This is a genomic window from Streptomyces ardesiacus (genome assembly GCF_003112575.1).
GTDB lineage: Bacteria > Actinomycetota > Actinomycetes > Streptomycetales > Streptomycetaceae > Streptomyces > Streptomyces ardesiacus.
The window spans coordinates 310,625-323,284 of record NZ_BEWC01000005.1; the positions used below are offsets into that span (position 1 = coordinate 310,625).

General features: G+C 72.7%; 11 protein-coding genes. 2 read left to right on the forward strand and 9 right to left on the reverse strand.

Features of this window, described 5'->3' with window-relative positions:
• Positions 1-36: 36 nt before the first annotated feature.
• Positions 37-1,392, reverse strand: a complete 1,356-nt coding sequence (locus Sdi02f_RS17980; RefSeq protein ID WP_053638915.1) for a hypothetical protein — start codon at positions 1,390-1,392, stop codon at positions 37-39.
• A gap of 337 nt (positions 1,393-1,729) precedes the next feature.
• Here Sdi02f_RS17980 and Sdi02f_RS17985 point away from each other — a divergent pair, with 337 nt between their 5' ends.
• Both Sdi02f_RS17985 and Sdi02f_RS17990 read left to right on the forward strand, forming a co-directional pair.
• The gene (locus Sdi02f_RS17985; RefSeq protein ID WP_051849672.1) at positions 1,730-3,313 is read left to right on the forward strand and encodes a hypothetical protein; all 1,584 of its coding nucleotides are present in this window, start codon (positions 1,730-1,732) and stop codon (positions 3,311-3,313) included.
• Positions 3,314-3,485: 172 nt separating this feature from the next.
• Complete coding sequence (locus Sdi02f_RS17990) at positions 3,486-4,262, forward strand: polysaccharide deacetylase family protein (protein ID WP_031085175.1); 777 nt, start codon at positions 3,486-3,488, stop codon at positions 4,260-4,262.
• An 18-nt stretch (positions 4,263-4,280) separates the two neighbouring features.
• On the opposite strand, the gene Sdi02f_RS17995 is transcribed toward Sdi02f_RS17990, so the two are convergent.
• The 8 genes from Sdi02f_RS17995 to Sdi02f_RS18030 form a co-directional block, all read right to left on the reverse strand.
• On the reverse strand, positions 4,281-4,946 hold the full coding sequence (locus Sdi02f_RS17995) for a potassium-transporting ATPase subunit C (RefSeq protein WP_031085177.1): 666 nt from the start codon (positions 4,944-4,946) through the stop codon (positions 4,281-4,283).
• Between the two features lie 5 nt (positions 4,947-4,951).
• On the reverse strand, positions 4,952-7,084 hold the full coding sequence (gene kdpB / locus Sdi02f_RS18000) for a potassium-transporting ATPase subunit KdpB (protein ID WP_108933652.1): 2,133 nt from the start codon (positions 7,082-7,084) through the stop codon (positions 4,952-4,954).
• Positions 7,081-8,745, reverse strand: a complete 1,665-nt coding sequence (kdpA, locus tag Sdi02f_RS18005; RefSeq protein WP_030401471.1) for a potassium-transporting ATPase subunit KdpA — start codon at positions 8,743-8,745, stop codon at positions 7,081-7,083. Before kdpA ends, kdpB begins: the two co-directional genes overlap by 4 nt.
• A 7-nt stretch (positions 8,746-8,752) precedes the next feature.
• Positions 8,753-8,842, reverse strand: coding sequence for a K(+)-transporting ATPase subunit F (kdpF, locus tag Sdi02f_RS18010; RefSeq protein ID WP_007451765.1), 90 nt, complete (start codon positions 8,840-8,842; stop codon positions 8,753-8,755).
• Between the two features lie 220 nt (positions 8,843-9,062).
• A complete protein-coding gene (locus tag Sdi02f_RS18015; protein ID WP_031085183.1) occupies positions 9,063-9,851 on the reverse strand; it encodes an ABC transporter permease in 789 nt (262 codons plus the stop codon).
• A complete protein-coding gene (locus Sdi02f_RS18020) occupies positions 9,848-10,876 on the reverse strand; it encodes an ATP-binding cassette domain-containing protein (RefSeq protein ID WP_107062379.1) in 1,029 nt (342 codons plus the stop codon). Before Sdi02f_RS18020 ends, Sdi02f_RS18015 begins: the two co-directional genes overlap by 4 nt.
• Before the next feature lie 128 nt (positions 10,877-11,004).
• Complete coding sequence (locus tag Sdi02f_RS18025; RefSeq protein ID WP_108933653.1) at positions 11,005-11,847, reverse strand: DUF4097 family beta strand repeat-containing protein; 843 nt, start codon at positions 11,845-11,847, stop codon at positions 11,005-11,007.
• A gap of 166 nt (positions 11,848-12,013) precedes the next feature.
• Positions 12,014-12,544 (reverse strand): hypothetical protein, encoded by a 531-nt coding sequence (locus Sdi02f_RS18030; RefSeq protein WP_030401475.1) that lies wholly within the window; start codon positions 12,542-12,544, stop codon positions 12,014-12,016.
• Positions 12,545-12,660 lie beyond the last annotated feature (116 nt).

Consider the following 12,660-nt stretch of genomic DNA (forward strand, 5'->3'; position numbering starts at 1 on the left):
TACCGGACGGGTCGGGCCGAACGGGACCGGACGGGGTCAGGCGTCGGCGGCCGTCCTGCGGCGGCGGGCGACGAGCACCGCGCCCGCGCCGAGGACGAGCGCCGCGCCACCCGCCAGGCCGACCGTCGGCAGGGCGTCGCTCGAACCCGTCCGGGCCAGCGCCCCGCCACCGCCGCCCGTGCCGCTGCCGCCGGACGCCGTCACCGGAGTGGTGGACGCGCCGCCCTGCCCGGTGACGTTGCCGGGCTTGCTGCCGGTGGCGTCGTTCTTGCCCGGGGAGCCCGCGCCGCCGCCGGCCTTGGCCAGGATCCGGAACTCGTACTGGTCGAGGTCCGGGTAACCGCCGCAGGAGCCGTCGTCGTTGACGTAGTCGGCCGTGACGAACGCGGCGCCCTGACCGGACGGGACGTCCGCGTCGACCTTCAGCCGCAGCTTGACGTCGAGGGACGCCTTCGACGCGAGCGAGCCGAGGGAGGAGGCGTCCATCAGGTCGGCGTCGCGCCAGGCCGGGTTCGCGGCGGTGGACCACTCCAGGTCCAGGTGGGAGTCGAGTTCCTTGAGACCCTTGTCGTCGAAGGCGTGGACGCCCACGTACGGGTAGACCGCGTCCATCGTCTTGGCGGTGCCGTTGGTGATGCGCAGGGTGAAGGTCTGCGTGGTGCCGCCGACGATCTTGTCCGGCAGTCCGGTGACCGCGGCGGTGAGCCGGGGCTCGGGGACGCACTCGCCGCCCGGCTCCTCCCCGTCCTGCCCGTCTTCGCCGTTTCCGCCGTTTCCGCCGTCTTCCTCGCCCTCGCCGGCGGCCTCCGCGTCCGCGAGCGCCTTCTCGGCGTCGGCGAGCTTCTCCTTGGCCTCGTCCCGCGCCTTCTGGAGCAGGCCGATCTTCCGGGTCTGGGCGACGCGGGCGTCGTCGTGGGCGGTCTGCGCCGCGGTGGCCTTGGCGTCGGCGGCGGTCTGGGCGTCCGCGGCCTCCTCGGCGGCCTTCTCGGCCTCGTCCAGTGCGGTCTGCGCCGCGGCCCTGTCCTCCTCGGTGGTGGCGGCGTCCAGCTTCGCCCGGGCGTCCGCGACGGCCTGGTCGGCCTCGGTCCTGGCCTTGGCGGCGGCCGCGGCGGCGTTCCCGGTCTCGATGACCGCGGCCTTGGTCGGGTAGGTGTCCGCCTCCATGTCCTTCTCCAGGAACGTGATGGCGTCGTTCACCGCGACGACGGCGGCGTCGTACTCCTTCTGCGCGCGTTCGACGGCCTGCCGGAGCTCCTCGACCGTCGGCTTCGCGTGCTGGGTCTGCGACGCGGCGGGCTTCCCGTCGGCGAAGGCCGGCCCGGCGGACAGGAGGACGGCCGGGGAGATCACTGCGGCGGCGACGGCGGTGGCGAGAACACGGCGAATCTTCACATGGACCCCTGATCGGGTGGCGAAAGGTGTGGGGCGCCGGGTTCGCGGGGTGCTCACGCGGGGCGACGCCCCGGCGATCGTACGACCTGCCCGGCCGCCGCCACCCGTGACTTTTCACGGGCCTGCCGGAAAGGGCCCGGTGACGGGCGGACAAGACGCGCACAAGGGGGCAGTTGCCCGCGTAGGCCGCACTTTTTGTGTGGCCCATGTCACTGTCGGGGCCCCGGGCGCCTTTCCGGTGCTCCGCCCGCCCACCGGCCCCCGGCAGCCTCGCGGGCCGGAACACTGCCGGGTGCCGTACAGGCGGGCGGGGCACGGCCGGTGGCACCCTGCACCCATGAGCGTCGGCGAGGAAGTGATCTGCCGCTCCGGCCGCACCCGTCCCCTGTGGGTCGTCGTCCGGGCGGGCGCGGCCGGGGCCGTACTGGCCGTGGGACGCCTGGTGTACTCGGGCACGTTCGCGGACTGGTGGGTGGCCGGCGGGCTGCTGGCCGCCCTGGTGGGTGCCGGAGCGCTCCACGCGGCCACCCTCGAGGTGCGCGCGGACGCGTACGGCGTGCACAGCGGCTCGCGGTTGCGGCGCCGCCGGAGCGTTCCGTGGCACGACGTCGCCGACCTGCGCGTCCACATCCAGTACGGGAGGCACGGGGAGCAGTACGTCCGCGTCGGCGTGCTGACCCGGGACGGCCGGACGCGGCGGCTGCCCCTCCCGCTGTCCGTGTCCGCGAAGGACCGGCCGGACTTCGACGCGACGCTGGACGCGCTGCGGGCGCTGCACCGCCGGTACGGGGAACCGGAGTCGGACCACCTCGTCGTCCTCGCGAAGCACACCGCCGGGCGCGGGGTGGCCGTGCCCGTGGTCCTGTGCGTGCTGCTGCTCGCGGGCGCGGGGCTGGCCGCGTGGTTCGTGCCGGTCACCGGGGCGACGAAGGAGGCGTGGACGTCGGCCGTCCCGTGCGCCGCCGGGACGCCGCCCGACGAGCGCCGCGCGTGCCTGACCACCGTGGACGCGGTGGTCGCGCGGACCGAGGTGAGCCGGGGGAAGCAGGCCGCCCGGCTGTACTTCGCCGACGGCCGGCCCGTGGACCGGGTCGCGGTGACCCGGCAGGCGGCCCGGGCGTTCCGGGCGGGCGACCGGGTCGAACTCACCCTGTGGCGCGACCGGGTGAGGGTGGTCGCCGGGCAGCACTACGTGTGGCGGGAGTACTTCTCCGGCGCCGGACCGGTGGCCGTCCTCGCGGCCGGGCTCGCCCTCGCCGCCGGCTGGCCGGGCGCCCGGGTGCTGATGCACCGGCGCGGGCGCCGGCTTCCCGACGACGAGGTGCTGCCGTCGGTGCTGCCGTTCCTGGGCGTCCTGGTCGTCACGGCGCTGTGGCTGCTGCCGCTGTGCTACCTCCACCCCCTCGGACTCCCAGCCTCGGCCGGGCCCCTCGCGTGGGCGGCGGCGGGGACGCTCGGCACGGCGGGCCTCCTCGTCCCGGCCTGGCGTGCCACCCGGATCCGGACGCCCCGTCCGGCCGCGGCGCCGGACCGGGGAACCGCCGGCGAGGACGTGTTCGTGGCCGCGCGCTTCCTGGAGAGCACCGACTACAACCCGCACCACTTCGGCACCCATGTCGTGTTCGGCGGCGGCCCGCCCGCGGTCGTTCCCCACTCCGGCCCGGGCCGGTTCGCGGCGCGGGAGATCCCGGTGCGGCGGCTCACCGCGGGGCGCGTACGGCGGTTGCGGGGCGGCGACGGCGAGGCCGTCCCCCGCGGCTGGCACGTGGCCGAACTCGACGACGCGGGCGAGCCCGTCCGCCTGGCCGCCGCCCCGGCCGACCTGAGCCGCGTCCTGCACGCGCTGGACGCGGCGAGGGCGTCGGCACAGACGGCGCCCACCGGGACCGCGCCCGCCGGGACGGCGTCCACGGAGACCTGACGGGCCGTGACGAACCCTCCGGCGCCGTGCCGGGTTGTCCGTGAACTCCCCCGGAATTGTCCGTGATCGGTAACGGGCGGATCCCCCGGCCGGTTCCCTCCGTCCTGTCATGTGGTCGCCGACCCGGTCGGGGACCGGCGGCGAAAAACTACGCGAAGGCGGGGCGGCGGACATGGCGCGGCACGGTGGTGGACGGGGCTGGTACGGCAAGGTGGTCGGGGCGGCGCTCGGTGTGACGGTGCTCGCCGTCGGGGCGTCGGTGTGGACCGCGCAGGCCGACACCGCCGGCGACGGTGCGACCCCGACGGCGTCCGCGCCGGCCACGCCGGGCGGCGACGCCGCGCCGGTCGACGTCGGCATCGCCCACGCCTCGGACGCGGGACCGCGCGGCGTCAACATCACCATCGACGACGGCCCCGACCCCGCGTGGACGCCCCAGGTGCTCGACCTGCTCCAGCAGTACGGGGTGAAGGCCACCTTCTGCATGACGGGCCTCCAGGCCGAGGCCCACCCGGACCTGGTGAAGGACGTCGTCGCGGCCGGGCACCGGCTGTGCGACCACTCGGTGTCCCACGACACGGCCATGGACAAGAAGTCCGAGGCCTACCAGTCCAAGGAGATCCTCGATGCCGAGCGCATGATCACAAAGGCCTCGGGCGGCGTGCGGCCGATGTACTACCGGGCCCCGGGCGGGGCCTTCACCCCCTACAGCCGCAAGCTCGCCGCCTCCCGGGGCATGCGTCCGCTGGGCTGGAACGTGGACACCAAGGACTTCGAGCGGCCGGGCACGGACGCCGTCGTCGCCACCGTCCAGCAGGAGCTGTCCAACGGGCCGACGATCCTCTTCCACGACGCGGGAGGCGACCGCACCCAGACCGTCGAGGCCCTGCGGCAGGTCCTGCCCTGGCTCGGCGAGCAGGGGTACTCCTTCGGCTTCCCGGTGCGCTGACCGCCTGGCGGAGCTGCCTCAGGTCTGCCGGAGTTCCCTCAGCGCGATGTTCAACTCCAGGACGTTGACGCGTGGTTCGCCGATGAAGCCGAGGGTGCGCGGGGTGGTGTGCGCGTCGACGAGTTCCTGGACGCGCGCGACGGGCAGGCCGTTGCGCTCGGCGACCCGGCGCACCTGGAGACCGGCGTACTCGGGGGAGATGTGCGGGTCCAGGCCGGAGCCGGAGGACGTGACGGCGTCCGGGGGCACGTCCGAGGGCCGCACGGGACGGCCGGGCACGGAGTTGTCCCGGACGACGGCCGCCTTGGCCTCCTCCACCCACCGGACCAGCTCCGCGTTGTCCGCGGAACGGTTGGTCGCGCCGGAGAGGATCAGGTCGTACCGGGTGTTGACGCTGTTGGTGCCGAGGCCGTTCTGCGGGCGGCCCTGGAACCACCTGAGGTCGGGCTCCGGAGTCTCCCGGCCGTCCCCGAGCGGAAGGTCGTACGCCTGCCCGACGAGCGACGAGCCGACGACCTCGCCGTCCGCCTCGATCCGGGAGCCGTTCGCCTTGCCGGGGAAGAGGCCCTGGGCGACTCCGGTGATCACCAGGGGATAGACGATGCCGGTGACCACGGTCAGGACGAGCAGGGCGCGCAGGCCCGCGCCGAGCAGCCGGGCGGTGTGGGTGGCGGAGATCTTCATGGCGGTCAACCGATTCCGGGGATGAGCGAGACGAACAGGTCGATGATCTTTATGCCGACGAACGGGGCGATCAGGCCGCCCAGGCCGTAGACGGCCAGGTTGCGGCGGAGCATCCGGTCGGCGCTGACCGGCCGGTAGCGCACTCCCTTGAGGGCGAGCGGGACCAGCACGACGATGATCAGGGCGTTGAAGACCACCGCGGACAGGATCGCGGAGTCGGGCGAGGACAGGCCCATGACGTTGAGCTTGTCCAGGCCCGGATGGACGGCCGTGAACAGGGCCGGGATGATCGCGAAGTACTTGGCGACGTCGTTGGCGATGGAGAAGGTCGTGAGCGCTCCGCGCGTGATCAGGAGCTGCTTGCCGATCTCGACGATCTCGATGAGCTTGGTCGGGTCGGAGTCGAGGTCGACCATGTTGCCGGCCTCCTTCGCGGCCGACGTGCCGGTGTTCATCGCGACGCCGACGTCCGCCTGGGCCAGCGCGGGCGCGTCGTTGGTGCCGTCGCCGGTCATCGCGACCAGCTTGCCGCCGGCCTGCTCCCGCTTGATCAGGGCCATCTTGTCCTCGGGGGTGGCCTCGGCGAGGAAGTCGTCGACGCCCGCCTCCTCGGCGATCGCCCTGGCCGTCAGCGGGTTGTCGCCCGTGATCATGACGGTCCTGATGCCCATGCTCCGCAGTTCCCCGAACCGCTCGCGCATGCCCTGCTTGACGACGTCCTTGAGGTGGACGACCCCGAGGACGCGTGCGCCGCGTGCGTCCTCGACCGCGACGAGCAGGGGGGTGCCGCCCGCCACGGAGATGCGCTCGACGGCCGTGTCCGCGTCCGCGGCCACCGTGCCGCCCCGTTCCCGGACCCAGTCGACGACGGAGCCCGCCGCGCCCTTGCGGACCTTGCGGCCGTCGACGTCCACGCCGGACATGCGGGTCTGGGCGGTGAACGGGATCCATTCGGCGCCGGGGAGTTCACTCCGGTCCCCCTCCGGCAGCCCGTACTTCTCCCTCGCCAGGACGACGATCGAGCGGCCCTCGGGCGTCTCGTCGGCCAGCGAGGAGAGCCGGGCGGCGTCCGCGACCTCGGCCTCGGTGGCGCCGCGCACCGGCACGAACCCGGCGGCCTGCCGGTTGCCGAGCGTGATGGTGCCGGTCTTGTCCAGCAGCAGGGTGGAGACGTCACCGGCGGCCTCGACGGCGCGGCCGGACATGGCCAGCACGTTGCGCTGGACCAGACGGTCCATGCCCGCGATGCCGATGGCGGAGAGCAGGGCGCCGATCGTGGTCGGGATCAGGCAGACCAGCAGTGCCACCAGCACGACCGTCGTCAGTTCGGTGCCCGCGTAGCCGGCGAAGGCCGGGAGGGTGACGCAGGCCAGCAGGAAGACGACGGTCAGCGAGGCCAACAGGATGTTCAGCGCCGTCTCGTTGGGCGTCTTCTGCCGGGCCGCCCCCTCGACCAGGCCGATCATGCGGTCGATGAAGGTCTCGCCGGGCTTCGTCGTGATCCTGACGACGACCCGGTCGGAGAGCACCTTCGTGCCTCCGGTCACGGCGGACCGGTCACCGCCCGACTCCCGGATGACGGGCGCCGACTCACCGGTGATCGCCGACTCGTCGACCGAGGCGACCCCCTCGACGACGTCGCCGTCGCCGGGGACGATGTCGCCGGCCTCGCAGACCACCAGGTCGCCGACGGTCAGCCCGGTGCCGGGCACCCGCTCCTCGCGCCCGTCGACGAGCCGGCGGGCGACGGTGCCGGTCCTGGCCCGGCGCAGGGTGTCGGCCTGGGCCTTGCCGCGGCCCTCGGCGACCGCCTCCGCGAGGTTGGCGAAGAGCACGGTCAGCCAGAGCCAGGCGCTGATGGCCCAGCCGAACCCGTCGCCGGGGTTCGTGCAGGAGAAGACGGTGGTCAGGACGGAGCCGACGAGGACCACGAACATGACGGGCGACTTCACCATCAGCCGCGGATCGAGCTTGCGGAAGGCCTCGGGCAGTGATCCGGCCAACTGCCGGGGAGCGAAGAGGCCCGCGCCGACGCGGCCCTCCGCGGTCTTGTGCCCGGTGGGTGCGCCGCCGCGCGGCGCCCGGGTCGGGGTGGCTGTGGACATCGTGTCCTCGTGCTCGTGCGTGTGGGTGGTCATGACGCCAGCCCTTCGGCGAGGGGGCCCAGAGCGAGCGCCGGGAAGTAGGTCAGGCCGGCGATGATCAGGACGGCACCCACGAGCAGGCCGGTGAACAGCGGCTTCTCGGTGCGCAGGGTGCCCGCGGTCACCGGAACGGGCCGCTGCTCGGCGAGGGATCCGGCGAGCGCGAGGACGAACACCATCGGCAGGAAGCGGCCGAGCAGCATGGCGAGGCCGAGGGTGGTGTTGAACCACTGCGTGTCGGCGTTCAGACCGGCGAAGGCCGAACCGTTGTTGTTCGAGGCCGAGGTGTAGGCGTAGAGGATCTCGGAGAAGCCGTGCGCCCCGCTGTTGGTCGTCGAGTCGCCGGGGGTGGGCAGGACCACGGCCGCGGCGGTGAGGGTCAGGACCAGCGCCGGGGTGATCAGGATGTAGCAGGCCGCGTACTTGATCTCGCGGCTGCCGATCTTCTTGCCCAGGTACTCCGGCGTGCGCCCGACCATGAGCCCCGCGATGAACACCGCGACGACCGCCATGATCAGCATGCCGTAGAGCCCGGAGCCGACCCCGCCGGGCGCGATCTCGCCGAGCATCATGCCGAGCATCGTGATGCCGCCGCCGAGACCGGTGAAGGAGGAGTGGAAGGAGTCCACCGCGCCGGTCGAGGTGAGGGTGGTGGACACCGCGAAGAGCGACGAACCGCCGATGCCGAAGCGGAGTTCCTTGCCCTCCATCGCGCCCCCGGCCGCCTGCAACGCCGGTCCGTGGTGGGCGAATTCGGTCCACATCATGAGGGCGGTGAAGGAGAGCCAGATGGTGGCCATCGCGCCGAGGATCGCGTAACCCTGGCGCACCGAACCGGTCATGACGCCGAAGGTCCGGGTGAGGGAGACCGGGATCAGCAGGATCAGGAAGATCTCGAACAGGTTGGTGAACGGGGTGGGGTTCTCGAAGGGGTGGGCCGAGTTGGCGTTGAAGTAGCCGCCGCCGTTGGTGCCCAGCTCCTTGATGGCTTCCTGCGAGGCGACCGCGCCCCCGTTCCACTGCTGCGGAGCGCCCAGGAACTGACCGACCTCGTGGATGCCGGAGAAGTTCTGGACGACCCCGCAGGCCACCAGGACCACCGCGCCGACGGCGGCGAGCGGCACCAGGACACGGACGACCCCGCGGACCAGGTCGGCCCAGAAGTTGCCGAGTTCACCGGTGCGGGACCCGGCGAAGCCGCGCACGAGGGCGACGGCCACGGCGATGCCGACGGCCGCCGAGACGAAGTTCTGCACGGCCAGGCCGGCGGTCTGCACGACGTGGCCCATGGCCTGCTCGCCGTAGTACGACTGCCAGTTGGTGTTGGACACGAAGGACGCGGCGGTGTTGAACGCCTGGTCCGGGTCGATGGAGACGAAGCCCAGCGAGCCGGGCAGGATTCCCTGGAGCCGCTGGAGCAGGTAGAGGAAGAGGACACCGGCGAGGGAGAAGGCGAGGACGCCGCGCAGGTAGGCGGGCCAGCGCATTGCGGTGTCCGGGTCGGCACCGATGCCCTTGTAGATCCACTTCTCCACCCGCCAGTGCGTGCGGGAGGAGTAGACCCGGGCCATCCAGGTGCCGAGGGGCAGGTGGGCGAGGGCCAGCGCGGCGACGAGCGCGAGCATCTGGAGCACGCCGGAGAGGACGGGGCTCATGCGGCGTTCAGAACCTCTCCGGGTGAATCAGGGCGAGGACGAGGTAACCGAGCAGGGCGACGGCCACGATCAGGCCGACGACGTTCTCCGCGGTCACAGCTTCGTCACCCCCTTGGCGACGAGGGCCACGAGCGCGAACACCGCGAGCGTGGTGACGACGAAGGCCACGTCGGCCATCGCGAGCTCCTAGTGAGGTGCGGAAGAGAAGCTGACAGAGAGATGACAGCCCTCTTCCGACCCGATTCGACCGCCGTTGACGGCTTCCATACGGCGGCGCGCTCGCCTTTGACACCTCTCTGACGAACCTCGGACGCGGACTACTTCCCCTGGCTGTTGAACTTCGAGGTCGCCCAGGCGTAGCCGAGCACGGTGAGTGCGAGGCACCAGGCGAGGGCGAGCCAGCCGTTGTGGCCGATGGCGGTGCCGAGGAGGAGGCCGCGCAGGGTCTCGATGGCGGGGGTGAAGGGCTGGTACTCGGCGATCGGCTGGAACCAGCCCGGCATGGCGTCGATGGGGACGAAGGTGCTGGAGATGAGCGGCAGGAAGATCAGCGGCAGTGCGTTGTTGCTGGCGGCCTCCGCGTTCGGGCTGATCAGGCCCATGCCGACGGCGATCCAGGTGAGCGCGAGGGTGAAGAGCACCAGGAGTCCGAGGGCCGCGAGCCACTCCACGGGGGTGGCGTCGGTGGAGCGGAAGCCGATGGCCGCGGCGACGGCGCCGACGAGGATCACGCTGATCACTGATTGCAGCACGCTGCCGACGACGTGGCCGGTGAGGACCGAGCCGCGGTGGATGGGCATGGTGCGGAAGCGGGCGATGATGCCCTCGCTCATGTCGTTGGAGACGGAGACCGCGGTGCCGATCGTGGTGGACCCGATGGTCATGAGGAGCAGGCCGGGCACGAGGTAGGCGATGTAGGCGGAGCGGTCGGGGGCGCCGCCGATGCCGGCGCTGATCGTGTCGCCGAAGACGTAGACGAACAGGAGCAGGAGCATGACCGGGGTGAGCAGGAGGTTGAGGGTGAGGGAGGGGTAGCGGCGGGCGTGGAGGAGGTTGCGGCGCAGCATGGTGGAGGAGTTGCGGGCGGCGAGGGTGAGGTTGCTCATCGGGCCGTCTCCTTGGACTGGTCGGGCTGGTGGGGTCGGGTGGTTGGTGTGGGGGTGGTGGTGTCGCCGGTGAGGGCGAGGAAGACGTCGTCGAGGTCGGGGGTGTGGACGGTGAGGTGGTCGGCCTGGAGGCCGGCGGTGTCCAGGCGGTCGAGGAGGGCGCGGAGGTCGCGCTGGCTGCCGTCGCTGGGGGCGCGGAGGGTGAGGGCGTCGTCGTCCCGGGTGCTGTGGGGCAGGGCGGTGGCGGCGTCGCGGTAGGTGTCGGGGTGGGTGAAGCGGAGCCGGACGTGGCCGCCGGGGACCAGCCGTTTGAGTTCTTCGGCGGTGCCTTCGGCGGCGAGGGTGCCGTGGTGGAGGACGGCGATGCGGTCGGCGAGCTGGTCGGCTTCTTCGAGGTACTGGGTGGTGAGGAGGACGGTGACGCCGCCGGTGACGAGTTCGCGGATGATCTGCCACATGGTGTGGCGGGAGCGGGGGTCGAGGCCGGTGGTGGGTTCGTCGAGGAAGATGATCCGCGGGCTGCCGACGAGGGTCATGGCGATGTCGAGGCGGCGCTTCATGCCGCCGGAGTAGGTGGCGGCGGGCTTCTTCGCGGCGTCGGTGAGGCCGAAGCGTTCCAGCAGTTCGGCGGCGATCCGGCGGCCCGCGGGCCGGGGGATCAGGTGCAGGTCGGCCATGAGGAGCATGTTCTCCTCGCCGGTGATCAGGCCGTCGACGGCGGAGAACTGCCCGGTGACCCCGATCGCGGCCCGTACCGCCTGCGGGTCCGCCGCGAGGTCGTGGCCCGCCACCTGGGCCTGCCCGCCGTCGGCGGAGACCAGGGTGGAGAGGATCTTGACGGTGGTGGTCTTGCCCGCGCCGTTCGGGCCGAGCAGCGCGAACACGGATCCGGCGGGGATGCGCAGGTCGATGCCGTCGAGGACGGTCTTGTCGCCGTACGACTTGCGCAGGCCCAAGGCGGTGACGGCGGCGGACGCCCGCGGACCGGTTCCCGAGTTAGTCGTGGGCATGACAGATGAAGGCATGGAGCCCTCCCGTTCGAAGGGGTGACGTGGAAGATGGCGGGGGCGCGCAACAGGGATGGGGCGAAGAGGTGGGGCGAAAAGGTGGGGCGAAGAGGTGGGGGGCGACCGGCGGCGGGGCCCGGCGGCGCTCAGGCCTTGGCGCGGCGGACGTCGATGTTGCCGTACCGGGTGCGGGCGTGGACCTTGACGGTCTCCTCGGATTCGACGGGGCCGTCGGACGCGGTGAGGGTGTTGCGCACCTGCCCGCCGCTCGAACGGACGTCGAGCCAGGCGGCCGTGCCCTCGCGGACGCCGACCTCGATGGCGCCGTAGGAGGTCTCCAGCCGGACCTCGCCGCGGGTCACCTCGTCCACCCGCAGGGCGCCGTAGGCGGTGGTCGCGGTGAGCGAGGACGCGGCGTGGGCGACGTTGATGTCACCGTTGGCGTTGCGCACCCGCAGCTCGCCGAGCGCGGCGCCCACGGTCGTGGAGCCGTGCGAGTTCTTCAGCTCGGCCGCCCCCTCGATGACGCCGACGCGCACGCTGCCCGAGCTGGTGGTGATCTCGGCCGGGCCGTCGACGCGGTCGACGGTGACCGAGCCGTGGGAGGCGGTGACCCGGAGCGGCCCCGCCGTGTCCAGGCGGACGTCGCCGCCCGAGGTCTTCACCCGGACCTCGCCGAGCCGGCCCTCGCCGAGGACCTGGGTCCAGGCGCCGTCCGTGTCGACGCGCGAGCCGGCGGGCAGTTCCACCGTCACGTCGACCGCGCCGGTGGGGCCGACGAAGCGGCGCTCCTTCGTGCTGATCGTCAGGACGCCGCTCGCGTAGGAGACCTCGGTCTGCTCGGCGGCGCGTACGTCCTTGTCCCGTCCGGGGTCGCCGGGCCGCACCTGGACGACCGTGTCGGGCCGCTCGCCGGCGGTGAACCGGATGGACCCGGCGCCCACGTGGGCGGTCACCGCGATGGGCTGTGGAGTGTCGAAAGAAGGCATGGCTGTACCGTCCTCGTGAGTCCGTGGGGCGTCCCCGCTGGTGGGACGTGGTGTGAGCGCTGTGCTGCGGTTCTCTCGGAGCGCGGATGCGGGCGCGGAGCCGAATGTGCGGGCGCGGAGCCGGAGTCGGGCGCCGAGCCGGAGGCGGCCCGGGCCCCGGCGCGGGCTAGCGCACCCAGCCCGTGAAGCTCTGCCCGACGTTGCGGACCCGCTCCGGCGGACGCGGCGTGCCGCCGCCGTCGAGCGCGGCCGACACGGCCCGCACCAGCCAGGCGTTGACGGACAGCCCCTCGCGGCTCGCGGCCTCCTCGGCGCGCGCCTTGAGGTGGACCGGCAGGCGCAGGCTGACGCGGGCGGCGCCGCCCTCGTCGGCGTCGGCGGGAGCCGGTGCCGGGGCCGGTGCCGTGAGCGTCTCGACGGGCGCGGCCGGTTCCGCGGAGCCGCCGCCCCCGGCGGGCGGCGGCGTCACCACGAAGTCGGGCTCGAGCCCGCGCAGCCGTACGTCGACGGAGCCGGGGGCCAGGTCGCGGGTGATCTCGGCCATCGCGGCGGAGAGCACGTTGAGCATGGTCAGGCGGGTCGCCGACTCCAGCGGAGCGATGAGCCGCTCGGCCAGTTCCCGGGCTTCGTGGCCACCGGCTTCGGCGGCCACCGCGAGTTCGCGACGGAGGGTGTCGACATACGGGGCGAGGTCCATGACGCCATAATGACACCATGGTGACGCCATACGCAATCCCTTACTGACACCTCACCCGGAAATAGCCCGCCTGCTACGTCCGCAACCTGCGAGAACACCGAAAAGTCCTGCACGCA